Annotated in this window: 18 protein-coding genes; 8 read left to right on the top strand and 10 right to left on the bottom strand. The window is 58.7% G+C overall.

The window, feature by feature from the left end; genetic code table 11:
• Window positions 1-28: 28 nt before the first annotated feature.
• The 4 genes from K5K95_RS27195 to K5K95_RS27180 all read right to left on the bottom strand — a co-directional run bounded on the left by K5K95_RS27195 (window position 29) and on the right by K5K95_RS27180 (window position 3,863).
• The gene (locus K5K95_RS27195; protein ID WP_222586953.1) at window positions 29-916 is read right to left on the bottom strand and encodes a phospholipase; all 888 of its coding nucleotides are present in this window, start codon (window positions 914-916) and stop codon (window positions 29-31) included.
• 172 nt (window positions 917-1,088) lie between these two features.
• Complete coding sequence (locus tag K5K95_RS27190) at window positions 1,089-1,955, bottom strand: phospholipase (RefSeq protein ID WP_222586952.1); 867 nt, start codon at window positions 1,953-1,955, stop codon at window positions 1,089-1,091.
• Between the two features lie 146 nt (window positions 1,956-2,101).
• Window positions 2,102-3,397 (bottom strand): glycosyltransferase, encoded by a 1,296-nt coding sequence (locus K5K95_RS27185; protein ID WP_222586951.1) that lies wholly within the window; start codon window positions 3,395-3,397, stop codon window positions 2,102-2,104.
• A gap of 91 nt (window positions 3,398-3,488) precedes the next feature.
• On the bottom strand, window positions 3,489-3,863 hold the full coding sequence (locus K5K95_RS27180; RefSeq protein ID WP_222586950.1) for a response regulator: 375 nt from the start codon (window positions 3,861-3,863) through the stop codon (window positions 3,489-3,491).
• 260 nt (window positions 3,864-4,123) lie between these two features.
• Between K5K95_RS27180 and K5K95_RS27175 the strand changes: the two genes are divergently transcribed.
• The 5 genes from K5K95_RS27175 (at window position 4,124) to K5K95_RS27155 (ending at window position 10,675) form a co-directional block, all read left to right on the top strand.
• Window positions 4,124-7,621, top strand: coding sequence for a response regulator (locus K5K95_RS27175; protein ID WP_222586949.1), 3,498 nt, complete (start codon window positions 4,124-4,126; stop codon window positions 7,619-7,621).
• Window positions 7,622-8,455, top strand: a complete 834-nt coding sequence (locus K5K95_RS27170) for a CheR family methyltransferase (protein ID WP_222586948.1) — start codon at window positions 7,622-7,624, stop codon at window positions 8,453-8,455.
• The gene (locus K5K95_RS27165; protein ID WP_222586947.1) at window positions 8,452-9,045 is read left to right on the top strand and encodes a chemotaxis protein CheB; all 594 of its coding nucleotides are present in this window, start codon (window positions 8,452-8,454) and stop codon (window positions 9,043-9,045) included. The genes K5K95_RS27170 and K5K95_RS27165 overlap by 4 nt, the downstream gene beginning before the upstream one ends.
• Complete coding sequence (locus K5K95_RS27160) at window positions 9,039-10,220, top strand: hybrid sensor histidine kinase/response regulator (protein WP_222586946.1); 1,182 nt, start codon at window positions 9,039-9,041, stop codon at window positions 10,218-10,220. Before K5K95_RS27165 ends, K5K95_RS27160 begins: the two co-directional genes overlap by 7 nt.
• 77 nt (window positions 10,221-10,297) lie before the next feature.
• Window positions 10,298-10,675, top strand: a complete 378-nt coding sequence (locus tag K5K95_RS27155) for a response regulator (RefSeq protein WP_010460444.1) — start codon at window positions 10,298-10,300, stop codon at window positions 10,673-10,675.
• A 30-nt stretch (window positions 10,676-10,705) separates the two neighbouring features.
• On the opposite strand, the gene K5K95_RS27150 is transcribed toward K5K95_RS27155, so the two are convergent.
• The 3 genes from K5K95_RS27150 to K5K95_RS27140 all read right to left on the bottom strand — a co-directional run bounded on the left by K5K95_RS27150 (window position 10,706) and on the right by K5K95_RS27140 (window position 15,068).
• Window positions 10,706-12,376: an ATP-binding protein gene (locus K5K95_RS27150; protein WP_222586945.1), complete on the bottom strand. Its 1,671-nt coding sequence runs from the start codon at window positions 12,374-12,376 to the stop codon at window positions 10,706-10,708.
• Window positions 12,373-13,875, bottom strand: a complete 1,503-nt coding sequence (locus K5K95_RS27145) for an ATPase domain-containing protein (protein ID WP_222586944.1) — start codon at window positions 13,873-13,875, stop codon at window positions 12,373-12,375. The genes K5K95_RS27150 and K5K95_RS27145 overlap by 4 nt, the downstream gene beginning before the upstream one ends.
• A 137-nt stretch (window positions 13,876-14,012) precedes the next feature.
• Window positions 14,013-15,068: a tetratricopeptide repeat protein gene (locus K5K95_RS27140; protein ID WP_222586943.1), complete on the bottom strand. Its 1,056-nt coding sequence runs from the start codon at window positions 15,066-15,068 to the stop codon at window positions 14,013-14,015.
• A 183-nt stretch (window positions 15,069-15,251) separates the two neighbouring features.
• Between K5K95_RS27140 and K5K95_RS27135 the strand changes: the two genes are divergently transcribed.
• From K5K95_RS27135 to K5K95_RS27125, 3 genes are read left to right on the top strand one after another with little or no spacing between them, the layout of a single operon-like run.
• A complete protein-coding gene (locus K5K95_RS27135; RefSeq protein ID WP_222586942.1) occupies window positions 15,252-17,387 on the top strand; it encodes an FUSC family protein in 2,136 nt (711 codons plus the stop codon).
• Complete coding sequence (locus K5K95_RS27130) at window positions 17,377-17,577, top strand: DUF1656 domain-containing protein (RefSeq protein ID WP_222586941.1); 201 nt, start codon at window positions 17,377-17,379, stop codon at window positions 17,575-17,577. The genes K5K95_RS27135 and K5K95_RS27130 overlap by 11 nt, the downstream gene beginning before the upstream one ends.
• Before the next feature lie 4 nt (window positions 17,578-17,581).
• Complete coding sequence (locus K5K95_RS27125; protein WP_222586940.1) at window positions 17,582-18,547, top strand: HlyD family secretion protein; 966 nt, start codon at window positions 17,582-17,584, stop codon at window positions 18,545-18,547.
• Between the two features lie 214 nt (window positions 18,548-18,761).
• On the opposite strand, the gene K5K95_RS27120 is transcribed toward K5K95_RS27125, so the two are convergent.
• From K5K95_RS27120 to mexE, 3 genes are read right to left on the bottom strand one after another with little or no spacing between them, the layout of a single operon-like run.
• Window positions 18,762-20,183 (bottom strand): efflux transporter outer membrane subunit, encoded by a 1,422-nt coding sequence (locus tag K5K95_RS27120; protein ID WP_222586939.1) that lies wholly within the window; start codon window positions 20,181-20,183, stop codon window positions 18,762-18,764.
• Window positions 20,180-23,371, bottom strand: a complete 3,192-nt coding sequence (locus K5K95_RS27115) for an efflux RND transporter permease subunit (protein WP_222586938.1) — start codon at window positions 23,369-23,371, stop codon at window positions 20,180-20,182. Before K5K95_RS27115 ends, K5K95_RS27120 begins: the two co-directional genes overlap by 4 nt.
• A 15-nt stretch (window positions 23,372-23,386) precedes the next feature.
• Entirely contained in the window at window positions 23,387-24,640 is a 1,254-nt protein-coding gene (gene mexE / locus K5K95_RS27110; RefSeq protein WP_222586937.1) for a multidrug efflux RND transporter periplasmic adaptor subunit MexE, read from the bottom strand.
• Between the last annotated feature and the right edge of the window lie 224 nt (window positions 24,641-24,864).

The following is a 24,864-nucleotide window of genomic DNA, read 5'->3' as shown; positions in this document are numbered from 1 at the left end:
GTTATTGCCAGCGTGTAGCGCTGCGACGTCAGGCCGGCGCCCGATCATGCAGGGCTCTGCCATAGACGGCGTTCATGCTGGTGGCTGTCCAGCAGTAACGGACGATCTCTGACTCATCGAAAAAGTCGGTATTGATGATGCTGCAGCGAGTGACCCAGTCCCGGGTGGGATCGAACCAGTCATTGATCTGGGCCTTGATGTCTTGAGGTCCTCCCAGAAACGCATAGCTGGTGGCCGATAACGCCCAGAGGAAGGATTCGAAGGGTGCGTCTTCAAGGGTTTTGGAGATGTGGGTTTTCAGGTCATCGGTGTCGCTGAATCGCTTGTTGATCCACTTGTGCGGGATACGCGGCCAGAAATAACCCAGATCCAGCTCGGGCTGGGCGGGCGCCGCCAAGACTATCCTGCGGCGAGTGCTGAGCCGCTTGAGTTCTCCCACCGTTTTCAGGGCGTCGGTGGGTGGTATGACCCGATGTCCGAGTCGGCTCACCAACAGCGCATTGAATTTTCGATGGTCAAAGGGTTTGGCCCCGTCGCCGAGCTGGTGGAAATCCAGCACCAGGAATTCATCCGGGTGACGATCCAGGAACGCTGAAACCGCCGTGATCAGTTCATCGAGGACACGATGGGACTGGTATCCGTTGTGATGAAAATAGAAGATCGACTGGTCGGCGCCCTCGGTATAACCGAGGCGGATATCAAATGCCCGTGCACCGTTTGACAATTGCCAGGCAAATGAATCGTTCTGGCAGGTGGTCCAGTTGCCGACCACCACGTCATAGTTGGGTGCTTGCTTGTCCATGCCGGCATTGTGCGCACCGGGCCAGACAATCTCGGTCAGTTTCAACCGATGAACATCCAGTACGTGACGCATCCAGTTTTGTTTGTCCAGCGTGGTGCCTGCGTTGTGGGTCATGACAGTTCCTTGTCGTTGACTCGCCCCCTCCCTGGGGGCGATGAAGTTCGTGTAGTGCGGTGGCGTCCCACACCCGTAAGAACGATGTTCATGACCCAGCATAGAAGTGCGCGACTGCATCGCCAGTCACGGAAATACCTGCACAAAAATAGCCCATTGATGGCACGGCGAACTACTTGGCTTGCTTCGCGGCTTTTTTGAGGTTTGCAGTTCGGCAATAGGACACGATATTGCTCTCTTCAATAAAGTCGACGTTGATAATGTTGCACTGGGTCGCCCAGTCGCTATTGTTCGGATCAAACCACGCATCAAGTTCGTCATGGATATCCACCGGACCACCCAGCGCGCTGTAGCTCGTCGCCGACAGGGACCACGGAGCCCATGTGCCTGGCGGGTATCGCAGCACCTTTGTAATGTGCTGCTGCAACTCGGCGACACTGGTGGTGGCGATGCCGGACCATTGATGCTCGATTTGCCGAATGAACACGTTGCTGTCAATTGCCCGGTGCCGCGGCGCAGCGACCACAATGCGCTGACTGGCGCTGAGTTGTTTGAGTTGGCCAAGACTCAAAGTGTGATTCTGGCTTGGAATCAGGCGGTGCCCAAAAAAGTGCATCACCATCTTATTGAAGTAGGCAAAATCAAAGGCATCCCCGCTCAATTCGTGAAAGTCCAGAATGATGAATTCATTCGGGTTTTCTTGCAGAAATCTTTCCACGTCACTGGAAAGATGCCCAAACGTACGCCCGTTGCGGTAGCCGTTGTGGTGAATGCATAACTTGCCGAGGCCCTGTGCAGTGGCGTCATGGGTCAAGCGCACGTCAAGCACTCGGGAGCCGTGGCGCAGCTGGGAATAAAACGATTCGTGCTGGCAGGCCAGCCAATGGGCGCCGGGGATGAGCGGCCAGGATGCCTTCCAGTCGCTGCCGGCGTTATGAGTGCCTGGTAGTGTCAACTCCGCGAGTGACAAAGTATCAATGGCTGGTGTAGCGGCCATCCAGTTTTTAAGTGCGTAGTTATTTTGAACGATGTTGTCCATTTAATGCTTCCTTGCAAAGATCGATAGAGGTTGCCGGTTAACCGAAGTAGTGTCCGTTACTAACTTCGGCCAGCCCTTTATAAGGAGAAACAGATGAGTGATCAACAAAGTGGTAATGCAAGATATGTGAAGTCGATACGCACAGTTTAAATCGGGACTTTGTTTTTGGCCTCAATCCATTGCGCCATGTATTGCGTACTTTTGTGGTGGTGATGGCGCAGCATACTGCCCATGAAGTTATGACTTCTAAGTTGTGCCAAGTGCTGTTGGCAATACACTAGTTTTTCGATCAGTGCCGGGCCATGTTCTGACTGTCGATAACGATCAGCGAGCAATGTCTGCCCGTGGGATTGGGCTTGCGTCCACAGCGCTTCATCCTTGTACAGCTGCACCGCACAGTCAGCCACTTCGCGAGCCGTGCGGGCCACGGCACCGGGCCAGGGGTGATTGCCGTGCATCGCTTCTGCACCGATGGGGGTGGTCACGGTGGGCGTGCCACACAACATGGCGTCGACAATCTTGCCTTTTATGCCTGCACCGAAGCGAAGCGGCGCCAGGCACACACGTGCTGCCGACATCACCTGTAACGCATCTTCTGCCCAGTTCATGACATGAAAGCCCTGCGCCGGGTTATGCAGCGCGGTGGCCTTGGGCGGCGTGTAGGCACCGTAGATATGCAACTGAGCCGCGGGCAGTTGCTCGCGAATCAACGGCCAGATGGCTGTTTTCATCCAGAGCACCGCATCCCAGTTCGGAGCGTGACGAAAGTTGCCGATGCTCAAGAAATGCGCCCGGTCTGCGAATGCCGTCGGCGGCGCAACCGGCACATCGACCATCAGTGGACACCAATGCAATACGTTGCGTGGCAACTTGAACTGCTCGACCAGCAATTCGATTTCCACCTCGGAGATCATCAGGTTCACGTCACAGCGGTAAAGCGCCGCGATCTCCCGTTTGGCCAGATCGCTGTCGGCCATCAGTTCGAACTCTTCACGCAACGCCGGCGCAAACAATTCGCTGAAGTCATTGGCATCGTCGCTGTGTTTCAAACGTTCTTTGAGTCGTTGATGACGAGCGCGCCGCAGGCTTTGCAGATCCGATGTTTCAAGCACGCGCAACGCATCAGGGCAGTACTTCTCTACGCGCCATCCGAACTGTTCTTCCATCATGAACTGGTCAAACAGGACGATGTCCGGCGCGAGGTCACTGATAAACGCATCGAAGCTGCTGTTATTCAACTCGATCGGCACTTCGCGGATGCCCAGTGCCGTCAAGTCGGCTCGATGTTCGCCGGTGCCGGCAGGACTGCTGAATGTGATGTCCCAGCCCTGCTGCAAGAACGTATCGAGGATTTGCATCACATGCCCGCTGGCCGCCGAAGACCGGGGCTCGGGCCAGACGTAACCAATGACCAGGACTTTGGTTGCGCGGGGCTGAATCATGTAAGGGCGTTCCTTGATGCGGGGAAAAAGACGGAGAGAGAGCAAGGCTGTAATTAAACCACAGCCTCGGTGCTTATCCGTCCAACGCCCTTCAGTCAGCGCTTTGGGATGAAACCATGCTTTTGACCTTGTCGCGCAACTGATCGATGGAAAATGGCTTGCCGATCACCTGCATGCCTTCAGGCACATCAATGTTTTCGGCATAACCGCTGGCGAACAGGATCGGCAGTTCAGGGCGCAACATCCGTGCCTGTGTCGCCAGCTCGCGCCCGTCCATCACGGGCAGGCCGACATCGGTCATCATCAAATCGATGTACTGGTCTTCATCGTTCAGGAATTCAAGGGCTTTCTCGCTGCCGTCCGCCTCAAGCACGGTGTACTCCAGCTCCTCCAGCACATCGACAATCAACATGCGCACGATGGCATCGTCTTCGACAACAAGAATGATGGACGGGTGGGAGGTCATAGTGAGGCTCTCAATGATTGGTTTGCGGGTACCGGACGCACAAAATTGCCGGGCTCTTGCATGAGTAAGTGGCGGATCCCGACAAGTTCCCAACGCTGTACAAAAAGAATAGCCGTACAAGGGCGCGCAAGGATAACCGCTCCTTTCAAGCGGGCGCAGCTAAAAGAAGCCGTTTGCACGTCCATTGCTCAGAAAATTAGATCAATACCGCCTTTTTGGGGCAAACTCCCTGGTTTTGAACAGTTCGACAAGGCTTCCCCATGACCACGGTGTCTTCGGTTGATGAGCAACGATTTCGCAAACTCCTGAGTCGCAACATCAGCCTGCCACTGGGCGTCGGCGTCATCAGTGCGGTGTTCTTTGTCTCGCTGATCACCTATTTATTGTCGGTGATCCAGTGGGTCGAGCACACCGACCGGGTGATCAATAACGCCAACGAAGCCGTGAAGCTGACCGTCGATCTGGAAACCGGCATGCGCGGCTTCCTGCTCAGTGGCGACGAGCATTTCCTCGACCCCTACGAAACGGCCAAGCCGAGAATCGCGGTCGCACTCAATACCTTGCTCGAACTGACTGCCGATAACCCGGTGCAGACCGATCGCTTGCGCCGGCTCCAGGCTTTGCAAGCGGAATGGGCTGCCTATGCGCAAACGATGATCGATTTGCAGCGCGCCAGCGGTGATTACCGTAATGCGGTCAAGGCCGGTCGCGGCAAGCGCCTGACCGATGAGATCCGCAAGCAGTTCGAAGACGTGATCGACATGGAGCAGCAGTTGCGCACCGCGCGCAACGAAGAAGTGCGTCGCACCACGATCTGGAGCATCTCGCTGTACCTGTTGTTCATCGCCGCCATCAGCGCCTTGCTGGCGTACATCGGGCGCCGGGATCTGCTCAACCTGTCGCAGGATTACAGCGCCAACCTGGCGGCGCAGCAAACCGCCGCCTCGCGACTGGAGCGGCAAGCCTGGCTGCGCAATGGCCAGACCGAACTGGCCGAGCAAGTGCTGGGGCAACTGTCGCTTAATGTGCTGGGGCGCAACATTCTGCAATTTTGCGCCCAGTACCTGGGCATTGCGGTGGCTGCTCTTTATGTTCGTGAAGAGCATGGCAGTTTGCGGCGTATCGCGTCCTACGGTTTTTCGCGCGAACAGGAAGAGCGCGATCAGCATATCTCCAGTGATGAAGGGATCGTTGGCCAGGTGGCGAGCCGGGCCCGCCTGATTCGCCTCGATGACGTACCAAGCGACTATTTCAAAGTCAGCTCCGGCTTGGGTGAGGGCTTGCCACGTAGCGTGCTTGTCGTACCAACCAGCGATGACGACCGGATTAATGGCGTGATCGAACTGGGATTCCTGCGACCGCTGGAAGAGCGTGACGTTGAGTTGCTCGAACTGATTGCCGGCAACATCGGCACTTCGATCGAGGCAGCACGCTACCGCCAGCGCTTGCAGGAAGTCCTGGCCGAGACCCAGCAACTCAATGAAGAGCTGCAAGTCCAGCAGGAAGAGCTCAAGACCGCCAACGAAGAGCTGGAAGAGCAGTCGCGGATTCTCAAGGAATCCCAGGCGTATCTGGAAACCCAGCAGGTCGAGTTGGAGCAGACCAACGAACAATTGGCCGAGCAGGCGCAGGTTCTGGCCGACCAGCGCGATGCGATGGACTTGAAGAACACCGAACTCAATCAGGCCCAGACTCAACTTGAAGAGCGCGCCGAAGAGTTGCAGCGCTCCAGCAAGTACAAATCCGAATTTCTCGCCAACATGTCCCACGAACTGCGCACGCCGCTCAACAGTTCGTTGATTCTGGCCAAGTTGCTGGCAGAGAACCCTCAGGAAAATCTCACGCCCGAGCAGGTGAAATTTGCCGAATCGATCTATTCGGCCGGCAATGACTTGCTCAATCTGATCAATGACATCCTCGATATTTCCAAGGTCGAGGCCGGCAAGCTGGAAATGCGCCCCGAGAACACCAGTGTTGCGCGTCTGGTGGACGGGCTGAGCTCGATGTTCGAGCCGATGGCCACCAACAAGAAGTTGAAGTTCGAGGTCGACTTGCAACCCGGTTCGCCGATGATGTTGTTCACCGACCGCCAGCGTCTGGAGCAAGTCATCAAGAACCTGCTGTCGAACGCGGTGAAATTCACTGAAAAAGGCACGGTCAGCCTGACCGTGGCGTCCCAGCCAAACGACGGCATCGCCTTTATTGTTCGCGATTCCGGGATCGGCATCGCCGCTGACCAGCAGGAAAGCATTTTCGAAGCCTTCCGCCAGGCCGATGGCACCACCAATCGTCGTTATGGCGGCACGGGCCTGGGCTTGTCGATTTCCCGGGATCTTGCGGCCTTGCTGGGCGGCTCCATCAGTGTCACCAGCGAGCCGGGGCAGGGCAGTGTGTTCACGCTGGTCTTGCCGCAGCAGTATGTCGAACCGGGCGACCAGCCGGTCGAGCCGATGCAGGCCACGCCGGTCGCCGTGACGCCACGCGTGGCAGCCACGGCGCCTGCGCCTGTGCCGCTGATCGCCGAAGTCAACATTCCGCGTTTTGCCGATGACCGCGCCAAGGCGCCGTTCGCCACCCGGTGCATTCTGGTGGTGGAGGATGAGCCGAATTTTGCGCACATTCTTTACGATCTGGCGCACGAGCTGGGTTACCAGTGCCTGGTTGCCCATGGCGCGGACGAGGGTTACGACCTGGCCAAAGAGTACATCCCCGACGCCATTCTGCTGGACATGCGCCTGCCCGATCATTCCGGGCTGACCGTGTTGCAGCGCCTTAAAGAGCACGCCGCAACCCGCCACATTCCGGTGCATGTCATTTCGGTCGAAGATCGGGTCGAGGCCGCCATGCACATGGGCGCTATCGGCTACGCGGTCAAACCGACCACCCGCGAAGAGCTCAAGGACGTGTTTGCGCGCCTCGAAGCCAAGCTTACCCAGAAGGTCAAGCGCGTGCTGCTGGTCGAAGATGACGATCTGCAGCGTGACAGCATTGCGCGGCTGATCGGCGATGAAGACATCGAGATCACCGCTGTCGGTTTGGCGCAGGACGCACTCGAGCAACTGCGCACGACCAATTTCGACTGCATGATCATCGACCTCAAGTTGCCGGACATGCTCGGCAACGACTTGCTCAAGCGAATGTCCACCGAGGATATCTGCTCATTCCCCCCGGTCATCGTCTACACCGGGCGCAACCTGACGCGGGACGAAGAAACCGAGCTGCGCAAATATTCGCGCTCGATCATCATCAAGGGCGCGCGCTCGCCCGAGCGTCTGCTGGATGAGGTCACACTCTTTCTGCACAAAGTCGAATCCAAGCTGTCCCATGAACGGCAAAGGATGCTCAAGACCGCGCGCAGCCGCGACAAGGTCTTCGAGGGTCGGAAAATACTGCTGGTGGATGACGATGTGCGCAACATTTTCGCCCTGACCAGCGCACTGGAGCACAAAGGCGCTGTGGTGGTCATTGGTCGCAACGGTCGCGAAGCGATTGAAAGATTGAATGAAGTCGAGGACATCGACCTGGTGCTGATGGACGTGATGATGCCGGAGATGGACGGTTACGAAGCCACTATCGAGATCCGCAAGGACCCGCGCTGGCGCAAGCTGCCGATCATTGCGGTAACGGCCAAGGCCATGAAGGACGATCAGGAACGCTGCCTGCAGGCCGGTTCCAACGACTACCTGGCAAAACCCATCGACCTGGACCGTCTGTTCTCGTTGATTCGAGTGTGGTTACCGAAGATGGAACGTATCTAAGTGGAGCGCGATTGTTCAGTGGAGCGAAATAGCGAGATCGAACTGCGATTGTTGATCGAGGCGATCTACCTCAAGTACAGCTACGACTTTCGTGACTATTCCGGCGCATCGATCAAGCGCCGGGTCAATCATGCGCTGGGTCAATTCGAGTGCAATACCATTTCGGCCTTGCAAGAGAAAGTGCTGCACGATCCCACCGCGTTCATGCAATTGCTGCAGTTGCTGACGATTCCGGTCAGTGAAATGTTTCGTGACCCTTCGCATTTCCTGGCGATCCGCAAAGAAGTGGTGCCGCTGCTCAAGACCTACCCGTCGATCAAGATCTGGATCGCCGGGTGCAGCACAGGCGAAGAAGTCTATTCGACGGCGATACTGTTGCGCGAAGAAGGCTTGCTCGACCGCACCATCATCTATGCCACCGACATCAATCCGCGTTCGCTGGAGAAAGCCAAGCAAGGGATTTTCTCCATGGAGAATGTCCGTGCCTACACTCAGAACTACCAGCAGGCTGGTGGCCAGCGTTCGCTCTCTGATTACTATACGGCGGCGTACGGTTACGCCATTTTTGACAAGAGCCTGTGCGAAAACGTGACGTTCGCCGATCACAGCCTTGCGACCGATAGCGTATTTTCAGAAACTCAATTAATTTCGTGTCGCAACGTATTGATTTATTTCAATAAAAAACTTCAAGATCGTGCCTTTGGCCTGTTTCATGAATCCCTCTGCCATCGCGGATTCCTGGTGCTGGGCAGTAAGGAAACCCTGGATTTTTCGGCCTTTGGCAATCAGTTCGAGACACTGGTCAAACAAGAACGGATTTATCGAAAATCATGAACAGTGCTGCGGGTTTGCCTGCTGTGGAAGCGATTGTGATCGGTGCTTCGGCCGGAGGTGTCGAGGCGTTGCTGACTATTCTCAGCCCGCTGCGCAAGGGGTTCGTGCTCCCGATCATCGTGGTGCTGCACTTGCCTGAAGCACGTCGCAGCCAATTGGCCGAAGTGTTCGCGCGGCGAGTCGCCATGCCTGTCCTGGAAGCCATCGACAAAACGCTGGTCGAAGCAGGAACGCTGTATTTTGCAGGCCCCGGTTATCACTTGTCGGTGGAGCAGGATCGCAGTTTCTCCTTGAGCCTGGAGCCGCGCGTGCATCATTCGCGGCCAGCCATCGATTTCCTGTTTGAGTCGGCGGCCGATGCCTACGGTCCGACGCTTGCAGCGGTGCTGTTGACCGGGGCCAACCAGGATGGAGCGCGCGGAATGGCCCTGGTCAAGCAACGTGGCGGGCTGACTGTCGTGCAGGACCCCGACGAAGCTCAAGTTTCAACCATGCCGCAAGCTGCGCTGGATATACACCAGCCAGACCACATTCTTCCTATACGCGGCATCGGCCGTCTGATTGTCGAGCTGGAACAAATAGCATGCTAAGTAACATCCAAGCCAAACTGCTGATAGTCGACGATCTGCCGGAGAATTTGCTGGCGCTGGAAGCGTTGATCAAGCGTGAAGACCGCATCGTCTACAAAGCCTTGTCCGCCGACGAAGCCCTGTCGTTGTTACTTCAACACGAATTCGCCATGGCCATTCTCGACGTGCAGATGCCGGGCATGAACGGTTTTGAGCTGGCCGAGTTGATGCGCGGCACGGAGAAGACCAAGAACATCCCGATCGTGTTCGTCAGCGCCGCCGGTCGTGAGCTGAACTATGCGTTCAAAGGCTACGAAAGTGGCGCCGTGGACTTCCTGCACAAGCCGCTGGACATTCATGCGGTCAAGAGCAAGGTCAACGTGTTCGTCGACTTGTATCGCCAGAGCAAGGCGATGAAGCAACAGGTCGAAGCGCTGGAGCGAAGTCGCCGGGAGCAGGAGGCATTGCTCAAGCAGTTGCAGGCGACCCAGAATGAGCTCGAACAAGCCGTGCGCATGCGTGACGACTTCATGTCCATCGTCGCCCACGAACTGCGTACGCCGCTCAATGGCCTGATCCTCGAGACTCAGTTGCGCAAGATGCACCTGGCCCGGGACAACGCCGCGGCGTTCACCCTGGACAAGATGCACGCCATGGTCGACCGGGACGAGCGGCAGATCAAAAGCCTGATTCGCCTGATCGAGGACATGCTCGATGTGTCGCGAATCCGCACGGGCAAGCTATCGATTCGTACCAGTCAATTTGATCTGGTGAAATTGGTCAGCAATCTGCTGCAAAACTTTGCGCCGCAGATCGATGCCGCCGAAACGGCGGTGACGTTTACCGCCGACCAGCCAGTTGTCGGTAATTGGGACGAATTTCGTATCGAACAGGTGATCTCGAATCTGCTGACCAACGCATTGCGCTATGGTGGCAAGGGTACGATTGATGTTCGCGTGTTCACCCAGGACGGCCAGGCGCGGGTCGAGGTTCAGGATCGTGGTATCGGTATCAGCGAAGAGAACCAGCGGCGCATTTTTCAGCAATTCGAACGGGTTTCCGCCAAGACCGTCGTTGCTGGATTGGGACTGGGACTGTTTATTTCGGAGCAGATTGTCACTGCCCACGGTGGCTCCATCACCGTCGAGAGCCGGATTGGCGAAGGCGCCTTGTTTCGCGTTTGTCTGCCGCTATAGGAAAACAGCCGGATAAACGCAACCTCTGATCGACCCCATGGTCGTATCAGCAGCAATTGACCGAACAAAGGCTTCCCATGAGTGAAGATGCACAAGATGTGGTATTGATCGTCGAGGATGACCCCTCGATCCTGATGGTTTTATCTGCCTATCTTTCGGGGGAAGGGTACCGGGTGTTGCAGGCCGAAAACGGCGAGCAGGCGTTCGAAATCCTGGCCAGCAAACCGCACCTGGACATGATGATCACCGACTTCCGTCTGCCAGGCGGGATTTCCGGGGTACAGATCGCTGAGCCTGCGGTGAAGTTGCGACCGGAACTCAAAGTGATTTTCATCAGTGGTTATCCGCAGGAAATCCGCGAAACCGACAGCCCGATCACGCGCAAGGCACCGATCCTTGGCAAGCCGTTCGATCTGGATGTGTTGCAGGAACTCATGCAGGACATGCTGTCCTGACTATCCCCAAAGCCCCGTTTGTCGGGGCTTTCAGATTCTGATCATCTCGCGCACTTTGGCCGTCAGCAGGTCGAAGGTGAATGGCTTGGTGATCAGCTGCATGCCCGGGTCGAGAAAACCTCCACGCACCGCGGCATGTTCGGCGTAACCGGTGATGAACAACACTTTCAGATCAGGCCGGTATTGGCGCCCGATTTCCGCCAGTTGCCGGCCATTCATCCCCGGTAACCCCACGTCACTGATCAACAGGTCGATACGCTGGCCCGAATCCAGAATCGGCACTGCGCTGTTGGCATCGCCGGCTTCCACGAAGGCATAGCCCAACTCACTCAGTACCGCGCTGACCAGCACGCGGACCGCCGGGTCGTCCTCGACGATCAGCACTGTTTCACCTTCCAGGGCATGGGGCGCGTGTGCGACATCGATTTGCGTGTCCTCATCCAGCTCGCCCCAGTAACGCGGCAGATACAGGCTCACCGTGGTGCCGTTGCCCACTTCACTCTGGATGGTGACGTGACCGCCAGACTGCTTGCTGAACCCGTAAATCATCGACAACCCCAGCCCCGTTCCCTGGCCGATTGGCTTGGTCGTGAAGAACGGATCAAAGGCTCGGCTGATGGTGCTTTCCGGCATGCCGCAACCGGTATCGGTGACTTGCAAGACAACGTAATCACCGGGTTGCAGGTTGCCATTGGCCTGAGCGAAGGTCGCGTCCAATTGCTGGTTGGAGGTGCTGACCACCAGATTCCCGCCCTCGGGCATGGCATCACGGGCATTGAGCACCAGGTTGAGCAGGGCGCTTTCGAGTTGATTGGGGTCAGCCTCGGCCACCCAAAGATTCTCATCCAGCTGCATGTCCAGCTGAATGCTTTCGTTGAGGCTGCGTTGCAGGAGCTCACCCATGGACACCACCAAGGTGTTCATTTTCACCGGCTTGGAATCCAGTGACTGACGCCGGGAAAATGCCAACAGTCGATGGGTCAGGCCTGCCGCACGGTTGGCGGATGTCACCCCAAGATCAATCAGGTCGTCCAGGTTTTCGGTGCGCCCTCGGGCCAGGCGCCGACGCAGCAGCTCGAGACTGCCGATGATACCGGTCAGCATGTTATTGAAGTCATGAGCGATGCCGCCGGTGAGTTGGCCGACCGCTTCCATTTTCTGCGATTGCCTGAGCGCCTCTTCATTGTGGCGTAATTGGGCGGTGCGCTCTTCGACCTGTTGTTCGAGGGTTTCGAGCGTGGTTTGCAGGCGCAGTTCGCTTTGAGTCAGGTCGATCATCCGGTCCCTGGCTTCGTACTGTCGTCGTCGACCCCGTAGCGCCGTGGTGACCAGGCTGATCAACGTCACCGGGTGAAACGGGCGCTCAAGGAAGGTCACGTTGCCGAGCTGCGGGCCAAATCGCGAAGCGGGGTTCTGCTCGGGGCCACCGTGGTGGGTCATCAGGACGATCGGCAAGTCCGACCAGGCCGGTTGTGCATCGATCAGACTCATTAGAGGGGCCAGGTCACAACCCAATAGCGCTTCCGAGGAAATCACCAGCAGGCCGGCGCCTCGTGCCAGTTCGTCGCACAATGTGATCAGGTCGCGGGCGACAAGGCCTTCGAACCCTGCCTCGTTGAGCATCATCAGCGCAATCTGGCTGTCGCGTCCCAGTGGCGCGAGAATGATCGCGCGCTCGGACTTCGCCTCGACACTGTTCACCGGGCATCATCCTTGAGCAACGGCTGGCTGGCGCCGAGGTAGGTCGGTACGCCACGTAATACACCCTGGAAGGCGTCCAGCGGCTCACCAATCGTCATGCCACTTTTACCAATGCGGTATTCGCGGATGGTCGATTCGTGGCTGCCGGTACGCTTCTTGATGATCGAGATCGCCCGGCGAACCTTGCCCAGGGCTTCGAAGTAACGCAACAGAATCACCGTGTCAGCCAGATAAGTAATGTCGACCGGGGCTTGCATGTCTCCGACCAGACCATGCTGGGCCACGGTCATGAACGTTGCCGCGCCTCGGCGATTGAGGTAAAGCAGCAACTCATGCATGTGCAGCACCAGCGCGTTTTCCTCGGGCATCGCGGCCTGATAGCCGTTGATGCTGTCGATCACCACGGTTTTGATTGCTTGCTCGTCGACACAACGACGAACCCGGTGCGAAAACTCGCCGGGGGACAGCTCGGCGGCGTCGACTTGTTCGATCAGCAAGTTGCCGGTGTCTTGCAGGACCTTCAAGTCGATGCCCATGTTCTTCATGCGCTCGAACAGCAGGCCCAGCTCTTCGTCGAAGATGAACAACGCGGATTTTTCACCTCGCGCCACGGCCGCCGCGGCGAAGATCATCGAAATCAGCGATTTGCCGGTACCGGCGGGGCCCAGGATCAGCGTGCTGGAGCCGGTCTCGATACCGCCGCCGAGCAGGGCGTCCATTTCCTTGATCCCGCTGGTCAACTGCTGGCGGGTGTATCCGCCGCGATGTTCAGCCGCCACCAGGCGCGGAAACACATGTACGCCGTCGCCCATGATGGTGAAGTCATGGAAGCCGCCACGGTATTTCTGTCCACGGTATTTCACCACGCGGATCCGCCGCCGTTCCGCGCCATAGTTGGGCGTCAGTTCTTCGAGACGAACCACGCCGTGTGCCACGCTGTGCACGGTTTTGTCGAGGGATTCGGTGGTCAGGTCATCAAGCAACAGCACCGTGGCGTCGTAGCGCACGAAGTAGTGCTTGATGGCCAGAATCTGCCGGCGATATCGCAGGGAGCTCTGGGCCAGAAGACGGATTTCGGAAAGACTGTCGAGGACTACCCGGGTAGGTTTGACGCGCTCGACCACTTCGAATATCTGCTTGGTGGCCTCACCCAACTCAAGGTCGGAAGAGTAGAGCAGGCTCTGCTGATGCTCGGCATTGAGCAGGCTTTCAGGCGGTGTCAGCTCGAAAATGTGGATGTTCTCGTCCAGATCCCAGCCGTGGGACAACGCGCCTTGGCGCAGTTCGCGCTCGGTCTCCGACAGGGTGATGTACAACGAGCGCTCGCCGGCACGAGCGCCGGCCAGCAAAAAATGCAAAGCGACCGTGGTTTTGCCGGTTCCGGGTTCACCCTCCAGCAAAAACACATGACCTCGGGAAAACCCACCGGCGAGGATGTCATCCAGACCCTCTATACCGGTAGCGGCTTTTGCACTGAACAGCTCGTTAGATGTAGACAAAAAAAACCCTCTCATGACTAGGGGAAGCGAGGCAGCAGGCTGAGGTGCCTGAATGTACTGCCTGATCACTTGACCTTTTGCCGTGGCGACGGTTCAACCTTTTGTGTCTGTCTGTGAGAGGTCGTGCCGAAAAACGCTTAGAGCCCTTGCTGCAACGCCGGGTCGTCCGGGTTGAGTTGCTCCAGTTGTGCCAGCAAAATCTGCACGTTCTGCAACTGGCCACTTTCCTTCCAGTAATTGATCAGCAACACCCGCGCCTTGCGGTCGGCCGGGTGGCGCTGGACGATCTCCTGCAACTGCTTTTGCGCAGCCTCCAGCTCTTGCTCGTCGTGCAAAGTGGTGGCCAGGTCGTAACGATAGTCCTTGTTGCCGGGCTCGATCTCTACGGCTTTCGAGAGCCCCAGCAACGCAAATTCACTTTGTCCGTGATGCAACAACCACAGTCCCAGCGCATGTTGAAGGTAGGCCGAGTTGGGCTGCGCCTTTAACTGTTTTGCCAATAATTGCTGGGCTGCATCGCTTTGGCCTTGCTTATCCAGTACTTCAATCTGCATGACCAGCGCCGGCAGATTCGCCGGGTCCAGCTGCAAGGTGCGCTCCAGTGCCTGCTGCGCCTCTTTCAGTTCGGCGTTGTGCAGGTGCAGACGGGCCAGTTGGTATTGGGTTTCGGCGCTTTCGGGTTGGCTCTTCAGGACCTGCTCCCAGGCATCGATGGCTTGTTGCAGAGGCCCGAAATACAAGCCCAGATCATCCGGCGACAAGCCCAGCAGGGCGTTGATTGCGGCAAAGCGCACACTTTGTTCGCTGTCCTCCAGCAACGGCCCGATCAACAGGCTGCGCTGCCCGTTGGGCACCAGGCCGCTGATGCTCTTGATCGCCGCCACGCGGACTTCAGGGGACGGGTTTTGCAGGTCAGCATCGGCCAGTTTCAGGGCTAGCGGGCTCGGGTAATTGGGCAGTTCAGCATGCAGCCAGATACGGCGCTTGGCCGACAGGTCGGGGCGCGCCAGTTGCTGATACAACACCCGCGCGGCGCCGGGCTGCCCGGCACGTGCCTGGGTCAGCGCTTCGCTATAGCCGCGCTTGATGGCCTCCGGCACCACCGGGGCAGGCGTGCGCAGGAAGAACCAGGCAAGGACGATGGCGAGCAGGACACAAAGGCTGATGAGCGCGTAGCGGCGGGACTGGGACATGCAGGAATCCGGGAGCTGGCAAGCTTGTGCAAAGCCGTCAGCTTCGGTCAGGTGGCGCTGTGAGTCAAACTCTGACTCGGTTCAATTGCGACGATTTTGCCTACAGGTCGCGTCGACATTGAAACCCGTCGCGGCGCCGAAGCAGTGACTACTCTTGCTGGAGATAACTCCACGAGTGTTTCCATGCAACCGTTTCTGCAGTACTTCAAAGCGATGCTCAACCCCGGGCCAGGGGTGCTGCTGTTTGCGTTGAGAACCATCGCGGCCGGGTTGCTGACGCTGTACCTGGCCTTTCTGTTCGACCTTGACCAGCCCAAGTGGTCAATCATGGCGGTGGTTATCGTCAGCCAGCCGTTGTCTGGCATGGCCCTGGCCCGCAGTTTTGGCCAGGTCATCGGCACCACTCTGGGCGCGGCAGTCGCGGTGTTGATCATGGCGATCTTTCCTCAGGCGCCGCTGCCTTTCATCATCACGTTGGGGTTGTGGCTGGCGTTGTGTACGGCTGGCGGCACCTTGTTGCGCTACACCAGCTCCCAGGCGTTTGTGTTGAGCGGTTACACGGCGGTGGTGGTCGCCTTGCTGGCGGTGCCAGACCAGGATGGCACGTTCCTGCTGGCTGTCACGCGGGTCACCGAGACGCTGCTGGCGGTCGCCTGCGTCTGCGTTGTCAGCCTTTTGACTGCGCGCCCGGAGGCCGTGGCACGGGATTACTTTGCCAAGATCGATCAGGTCATCAAGCTGCTGGCGACCCACGCTGCCGCCGTCATCCGCACCGAAGAAAGCGAGGCGGATTTTCATCGGCGGCAGATGCAATTGCTCGGTGCGATCAGCGCGCTGGAAGGGGTTCGCCGGCATCTGTATTACGATGCGCCACGCCTGCGCAGCGCTAACGAGCTGGTGCAGTTGCTGGGCAATCAACTGGTGCTGCTGACCTCGCGGCTGACAGCGCTGCGCCACCAGCGGGAATTGCTGACCGAGCGCTGGGAAGGCGCATTGCCGCTGGAAGTTCAGCACCTGCGTGCCGAAGAACTGGCCTTTCTTGATGATCTGGCGGTGCAAGGGCGCTCGTTATCGGCTGACGCGCGGCATCACTTCTCGGCCTTGCAACAGCGTTTCGATGACCTGGCCTACAAGGCCGAGCAACTTACCGAAACGATGCCGGCCACGCTGCGGTCACTGGCCTGGGCGCTGCGCTGGGAACAAGCGCGGATGCTGGAACAACTGGGGCAGATCCTCGAGCTGAGCGACGCGATCCAGGAGGGACGGCAAGCCAGTTGCGTGTTCCGCGGCCAGGACAACCCGCTGCACCTGGACTTCACCTTGGCGGCGATGAACGCCATCCGCGCATTCAGTGCATTGATGGTCGCCGGCCTGATCTGGATCGAGACCGCGTGGGATGGCGCTCGGGGCGGGATGATCGTGGTCGGGATTCTCTGCTCGTTGATGGCGACGTTCCCACGGCCATTGCTGGCCAGCCAAAGCTTCGCCCGAGGGCTGGCGCTGGCCCTGGTGGTGTCGGCGCTGTACCTGTTCCTGCTGGTTCCAATGATCAGCGATTTCGAACTGCTCGCCTTGTTATTGGCCCCGTTGCTGTATGCCGTCGCGGTGGGGCTGTCCAGTCCGCCAACCACGGGAACGGGCATTGGGCTGGGGCTGACGACGATGTTGTTGCTGGGTCCGCAAAACGTAGGCGTAGGCCAAAACACCGCAATTGCCTGGTTCGAGTTCGCTGGTGCGTATATCTGCGCCGCCACGCTGGCATTGAGTGTCTATGCGCTGATCTTTCCATTCAGGCCCGATCTGCGGATTCGCCGACTGTTCAAAGAGAATTGTGAGCAGGTCTACGCCTTATTGAAGACCCCGGCGACCGATGAACAGCAGTTTGCCTTTGAAAGTCGCATGGTCGATCGCCTGACCATGATGTTGGGACTGTTGCCGGCCACCCGGGACAAGCAATCCAGCGAGCTGTTCGAGGTCAGCCTGGGGTGCATGGCGCTGGGTGTGGCGTTGAACCAGCTCAGGCAACAGGGGCAAGGCAACACATTGCTCAGTACCGAACAACAAAACCGCCTGATGGCCGCCGTTCGTGAGACCGGCCGATTGGTCGCCGGGCGACCCGGAATCGACCTCAACCTGCTGCTTGCCAACCTGCATGCCTTGGGCGATGAAATGGACGACCTGCAGCTGGTGGTTCATGAGCACCTGTGGTCGGTGTTCAGGATGCGTGTGGCGCTGCTGATCGTGGTGTCGTTTCTGGAGCGGCATCGCCAACACTTTCTACCCGCCGAACCCAAAGGAGTGCCAGCCCTTGCCCATTGATCTGGAAATAGGCGGCGTGTACCTGCCACCGATCGCCCAGGCCCTGTTGCTGGCCTTGCCGATTTTCCTGCTGCTGGACTGGTTCCTGCGCCGCCTGGGTGTGCTGCGTTTCGTCTGGCATGAAGCCCTGTTCGAGGGCGCGTTATATGTCTGTGTATGCGCCACCCTGATTCTGGTGATGGGAGCCTGATGCCTTGAAGAAGATCCTCGCCCGACTGACGACCGTTGTGGTGGTGCTGCTGGCCTTTGTCCTCGGTGGGTACGCCTGGGAGCATTACACCCGCGCGCCCTGGACTCGCGATGCACGGGTTCGCGCCGATGTGGTGACGTTGTCCGCCGATGTCTCGGGGCGCATCGTCAGCCTGACGGTGCATGACAACCAGCATGTCGATAAAGGCCAGCTGTTGCTGGAGATCGATCCGGCGCGCTACAAGCTGGCGGTGGAACATGCCAAGCGTTCGGTGGAAGTGGCGAAAGCCTCTTTGGGGCAATCCGAAGCGACCATTGTTTCCAGCCAGGCGCTGCTCAGGCAGCGTCAGAGCGAAGAGCACCGGCGTCGCACACTCAAGGAACGTGCCGCGATTTCTGGCGAGGAGTGGGAAAAGTCCAGCACGGACGTGGCCGTGGCGCAGGCTGAATTGCTGCGCAACCAGGCCAACCTCGGTTTGGCCCAGGCTAATGTGCAACTGGCCATCGCCGCGTTGACCCAGGCTGAGCTCGACTTGCAGCGCACCCGGGTCGAAGCCCCCGTCAGCGGTTACGTGACCAACCTGCTCACCCGACAGGGTGACTATGCCGCCGCCGGTGGCGCGTTGTTGGCGTTGGTTGATAGCGATTCGTTTTATGTCAGTGGCTACTTCGAAGAAACCAAGCTGCCGCGAATAGAGGAGGGCGACCGCGTCAGGATCGAGTTGATGAGCGGCGAGACTTTCGGCGGCACCGTCCAAAGCATCGCCTTTGCCATCGCCGACCGGGAGAACCTGCCCGGCGGACGATTGCTGGCAAACATCAACCCCAGTTACACCTGGGTCAAACTGGCGCAACGGGTGCCGGTGAGAATTCAGATTGACGCCGACTATCTCGCCAAAAATCGCCTGCGCGCCGGGACCACGGCCACGGTGACCGTCATGGAAGACCACAAATCTCAAGACCAACCCTAGCCCCCCTGTGGGAGCGAGCCTGCTCGCGATGACGGATGCACATGCAACATAAATGCTGAATGACCCATCGCTTTCGCGAGCAAGCCCGCTCCCACAGGGGGGGTGTGGTGTATCAGGGGGCTATGGACAGGCAAAAAAAAGCCCCGCGACCGAATGAGGCACGAGGCTAAAAAACTGGCTGGTTGCGACCAACCAAAAGGAGCGCTTTAAAATATTAGTTGCTGGCCACCGTCTCGGGTTGCCAGCCACCGCCAAGGGCTTTGTAAATCGCGACAATGCCGCGATACAAATCAGTTTCGGCCAGGGCCTGGGTATCTTCTGCCGCCAGACGCTCACGCTGGGCATCCAGCAGGACGAGGAAGTCCACGGTGCCTTCGCGGTAGCGAATTTCGGCCAGGTCCGCGGCGGCGCGGCTTGCTTCACTTTGACGAATCAGCGAGATCAAGCGTTGTTGGCGTTTGCCATAGTCGCTGAACGCGTTTTCCGACTCTTCCAGTGCCAGCAGCACTTGCTGCTCGTAGGTTGCCAGTGCGCCTTCGGCATCGGCATCGGCGGCGCGCAGACGTGCCCGCACGCTGCCCAGGTCAAATGCCGCCCAAGTGATGCTTGGGCCCAGTGCCCAGGCATTGGCTGCCGAGGAACCGATTTGCGAACCACGCCCGGCGGTGAAGCCAAGGAAGCCGCTGAGGCTGACTTGAGGGAACAAATCGGCCTTGGCCACGCCGATACGGGCGGTGGCGGAGGCCAGTTTGCGTTCGGCGCTACGGATGTCCGGACGACGTTGCAGCAATTCGCCGGGATCACCGATTGGCAAAGCCTTGGCGATGGCCGGCAAGCTCTTTGGACTCAGATCGACGGTCAATTTGTCCGGACGCTCACCCAGCAGGGTGGCGATACGGTTTTTCTGCCGAACCTGTTCAGCCTGTAACTGAGGCACGCTGGCTTCGACCGAGGCGAGGCGTGCATCGGCACGCTCCACGTCCAGTTGATCGCCGACGCCGGCATCACGCAGGCTTTCAGTGATCTTGCGCGACTCCTGCTGGTTGTTCAGGTTGGCAATGGCGATCTTTTCACGCAGTTGCGCACCGCGCAGTTGGCCATAGGAATCCACCAGTTCGGCAATCATGGTGACTTGCAGTTGGTACAGATCGGCTTCAAGCGCTTGCTGTTCGGCGTCGGCCGATTCCAGGTTGCGCTGGATGCGGCCAAACAGATCGATCTCCCAGGCCATGTCCAGACCCAGGTCGTAGCGTTCGCTGTTGACCCGTTGGGTGGTCTGGCCAGGAATCTGCCCCTTGGCCAGATCGCTGCTGGCGCGGCTGGTAACGGTCGGCATGGCGTCATTGCTGACGTCATCACGAATCGCCCGGGCGGCTTTCCAGCGGGCGAATGCCACCCGCAAATCACGGTTGCCTTGCAGCGATTGAGTCACCAACTGATTGAGCGTTGGGTCTTCGAACTGCTGCCACCAGATGCCTTCGAAGCGCGAGCGGTCGAAGTTCTTCTGACCGGCAGCGCCATCGGTGGCGGTGGTGATGTTGGCCGGTTCAGTGGCAGGGGTCTTGTAGTCCGGGCCGACGGCACAGGCACTCAGGGCCAGTACCAGCAGGCTCGGCAGGAAGGCTTTCAGGCTCATTGTTGCGCCTCCAGTTGCTTTTGATGATTCAGCGCCTTGGCCGCTTTGCGCGCTTCACCGCGCTCCACAAAGTTACGAATCAATACGTAGAACACAGGCGTCAGCAACAGGCCGAAGAAGGTCACCCCGAGCATCCCGGAGAACACCGCCACACCCATGGCGTGACGCATTTCGGCACCGGCACCGCTGGAGAAGACCAAAGGCACTACGCCCATGATGAACGCGAAGGAGGTCATCAGGATCGGACGCAGACGCAGACGGCACGCTTCCAGAACCGCAGCCAGCGGGTTGAGGCCTTCCTGCTGTTTATCCTTGGCAAACTCGACGATCAGAATCGCGTTCTTACAGGCAAGCCCCACGAGTACGATCAATCCGATCTGGGTGAAGATGTTGTTGTCACCACCCGAGGCGATCACACCGGTGATGGCCGACAGCAAGGTCATCGGTACGATCAGGATCACCGCCAGCGGCAGGCTCCAGCTTTCGTATTGAGCCGCGAGTACCAGGAAGGCCAGCAATACGCAGAGCGGGAACACGAACAGCGCGGTGTTGCCGGACAGAATCTGCTGGTAGGTCAGGTCGGTCCATTCGTAGGTCATGCCGTTAGGAAGTTCATCCTTGAGCAGTTTCTCGATGGCCGCCTGAGCCTGGCCGGAGCTGTAGCCCGGGGCTGCCGCACCGTTGATTTCAGCGGTGATGAAGCCGTTGTAGTGCATCACGCGGTCTGGACCCGAGGTGTCGCTGACCTTGATGAAGGTCGCCAGCGGGATCATCTCGCCTTTGTTGTTGCGCACCTTGAGCTGACCGATCTGGTCTGGTTCGAGACGGAACTGTTGTTCAGCCTGAACGTTGACCTGATAAGTCCGACCGAAGCGGTTGAAGTCGTTGGCATACAGCGAACCCAGATAGATTTGCAGGGTGTCGAAGATGTCGCTGACGGCCACGCCGTGGGTCTTGGCTTTCTCGCGGTCGATGGCGGCATCGACCTGCGGCACGTTCACGGTGTAGCTGGTGAACAGGGCGGCCAGTTCCGGCACGTTGTGGCTTTTGGTAATGATGTTCATGGTTTCTTTGTACAGCTCGTCGTAGCCGAGGTTGCCCTTGTCTTCGATCTGCAGGCGGAAACCACCGATGGTGCCCAGACCCTGTACGGGCGGCGGCGGGAAGATCGCCATGTAGGCTTCCTGAATCCCGGCGAACTGACCGTTCAAGGCACCGGCAATCGCACCGGCGGACATGCTCGGGTCTTTACGCTCGTCAAACGGTTTCAGGGTCACGAACACGATGCCGGCGTTAGGGCTGTTGGTGAAGCCGTTGATCGACAGGCCCGGGAACGCCACGGCGCTTTCCACACCTGGCTGTTTCAGGGCCAGGTCGGACATGCGTTTGATCACGTCTTCGGTACGGTCCAGGCTCGAAGCGTCCGGCAGTTGCGCGAAGGCCACCAGGTATTGTTTGTCCTGGCCGGGTACGAAACCGGTCGGGGTGTGGGCGAAACCGAAGAAGGTCAGCACCATCAGGCCTGCGTACAACAGCAGTGCAATACCGCTGCTGCGGATAACCCGGGCTACGGTGCCGACATAGCCATGGCTGGCGCGTTCGAAGAACCGGTTGAAGGGACGGAACAGCCAACCGCCCAATAGTTTATCAAGCACTTTGGTAAAGCGATCTTTCGGTGAACTGTGGCTCTTGAGCAGCACGGCGGCCAGGGCAGGGGACAGCGTCAGCGAGTTGAACGCCGAGATCACGGTCGAGATGGCAATGGTCAGGGCAAACTGTTTGTAGAACTGGCCGGTGAGTCCGGAAATGAACGCCGCCGGGATAAATACCGCACACAGCACCAGCGCCGTCGCAATGATCGGCCCGGTCACCTCTCGCATAGCTTTCTTGGTGGCTTCTACGGGCGTTTCTCCCAGCTCGATGTGCCTCTCGACGTTCTCTACCACCACGATGGCGTCGTCCACCACGATACCGATGGCCAATACCAGTCCGAACAGCGACAGCGCGTTCAGCGAGAAGCCGAACAGGTGCATCACGGCAAACGTACCAATCAGCGAAACCGGCACCGCCACCAACGGAATGATCGAGGCGCGCCAGGTCTGCAGGAACAGGATCACTACCAGTACAACGAGGATCAGTGCTTCGAAGAGGGTGTGGACCACCGCCTCGATGGAGCCGCGCACGAAGATCGTCGGGTCATAGACGATGCTGAAGTCCATGCCTTCCGGGAAGTTCTTCTTCAGTTCGGCCATCTTGTCGCGAACTTCGTTGGAGATCTGGATCGCATTCGAACCCGGACGCTGGAAGATCGGGATCGCCACCGCCGGCTGGTTGTTCAGCAACGAGCGCAGGGCGTATTGACTGGAACCCAGTTCAACGCGAGCGATGTCTTTGAGGCGGGTGATCTCACCGTTATCGCCGGAGCGAATGATGATGTTCTCGAACTCTTCTTCAGAAACCAGACGGCCCTGGGTGTTGACCGACAGCTGGAATGCGGTGGCATTCGGCGCAGGCGGCGCGCCCAGTGCACCGGCCGCCACTTGACGGTTCTGCTCACGGATTGCCGTAACGACATCGGTCGCCGTCAGGTTGCGCGAAGCGGTCTTGTTTGGATCGAGCCATACCCGCAGGGAGTAATCGCCCATGCCGAACAGTTGCACGTCACCGACACCGCCCAGACGTGCCAGCTCATCCTTGATGTTGAGCAAGGCGTAGTTGGACAGGTAGAGCATGTCGTAGCGTTTGTCCGGCGAGGTCAAGTGCACCACCATCGTCAGGTCCGGAGAGGCCTTGTCGACGGTGATACCGATGCGCGTCACTTCTTCTGGAAGCTTGGGCTCGGTACGGGTCACGCGGTTCTGCACCTGGACCTGTGCGTTATCCAGGTCAGTGCCCAGCGCGAAGGTGATGGTCAGGGTGATCTTGCCGTCAGCGGTGGATTGCGAGGACATGTACAGCATGTTCTCGACGCCGGTAATGGCTTGCTCAAGAGGAGCCGCCACGGTTTCACCGATGACTTTTGGGTTGGCGCCCGGGAAGTTGGCACGAACCACCACCGTCGGTGGCACCACTTCCGGGTATTCACTGATCGGCAACTGGAACAGCGAGATGGCGCCGGCGATCAGGATCAGCAGCGAGAGCACCGCTGCAAAGATCGGCCGTGAAATGAAGAATTGGGAAAAATTCATCGGAGTTGTCGTCCCTTAACCGCGTGGAGTCGCAGCAGCCAGTTTCACAACCGAACCCGGCGCGACCTTGGCAGGTGCGACTTGGGGCAGGTTGCTGGCTTCCAGCGCTTGTCGTTGTTGTGCGAGTGCCGCGAGGGTTTGTTCACTGGCCATCGGGATCACTTCGGGGGTGACCGGCGAGCCAGGGCGAACCCGTTGCAGACCCTTGACGATGACGGTGTCATCCTTGTTCAGGCCGCTGCGCACGATGCGCAAGCCTTCGATCTTCGGACCGAGCTCGACCGCGCGATAGGCTGTCTTGTTGTCGGCATCCATCACCAGCACGAACTTTTTGCCCAGGTCAGTACCGACCGCTTCATCGTTGATCAGCACGGCGGAGTAGGTACCGCTGCCGACCAGTTTCAGACGGGCATAAAGGCCTGGGGTGTAGGTGCCGTCGGTGTTGTCGAACACGGCGCGACCGCGGATGGTGCCGGTTTTCGGATTGACCTGGTTGTCGACGAAGTTCATCACGCCCTGGTGAGGGTTGCCGTCTTCGTTGGACAGGCCGAGGTAAACCGGAGTGGTTGCACCGCGTTTGCCTTGGCGAGCGAGCTGGGTGTATTTGAGGAACACACGTTCGTCAGCGTCGAAGTAGGCGTAGACCTTGTCGGTGGAAACGACACTGGTCAGCGCGGTGGTGTCGGCGGTGACCAGGTTCCCGGCGGTGATTTCCGCACGGCTGACGCGACCGCTGATAGGTGCGGTGACGCGGGTGAAACTCAGGTTCAGTTTGGCCAGATCGAGTTGCGCCTGAAGGGCGCCGACGGCGGCGCGGGCTTCTTGTGCGGCACTGGTGCGCGAGTCGGCGAGTTCGGCGGAGATCGCGTTGCTGGTACGCAAGCGTTCGCCACGCTGGGCTTCGTTGTCGCTGCGGTTGGCATTGGCGCGGGCCTGGGCAACCAGGGCTTCGAGGCGGCGGACTTCAGCCTGGAACGGACGCGGGTCGATCTGGAACAGCAGGTCGCCTTTCTTGACCAGTGCGCCTTCAGTGAAGGCCACTTCGTCAATCTGGCCCGAGACCCGTGGACGAATTTCTACGGTTTCAGGCGCTTCGAGGCGCCCGGTGAATTCGTCCCACTCATTGATCGGTTGTTCCAGCACCTTGGCGACACTGACTTTCGCCGCAGGCATGGTAGCGGCAGACTCCGGGGCCTTGCCGCAGGCGCTCATCACCAGTACGGCCAGCAAGGCCAACGGGAAGCGCAAATGTTTGAGTGAATGTTCCATGGATGCATCCGCCAATGTATTGAGAATGGACGGATGATGCTCGGGGGAGGGTGTATCTCACGAATCGAATGAAGCAAAGGTAACTATCATTCGGAATGATATAAGACTAAAGCGAGCCCTCTAGCATGCGCCTTCGGTTAGAAAGCGATCAATCGGTCTGATGACAATTCTGTGTTGCCGAGCGTGCAAAGGTCAGGGGGGGCATGTTGACTGACACGGCCCAC

Source organism: Pseudomonas sp. DR48 (assembly GCF_019823085.1).
In the GTDB taxonomy this organism is placed as follows: domain Bacteria; phylum Pseudomonadota; class Gammaproteobacteria; order Pseudomonadales; family Pseudomonadaceae; genus Aquipseudomonas.
Note: the sequence above shows the minus strand (reverse complement) of the source record. Positions and strands in the feature narration are given on the sequence as shown.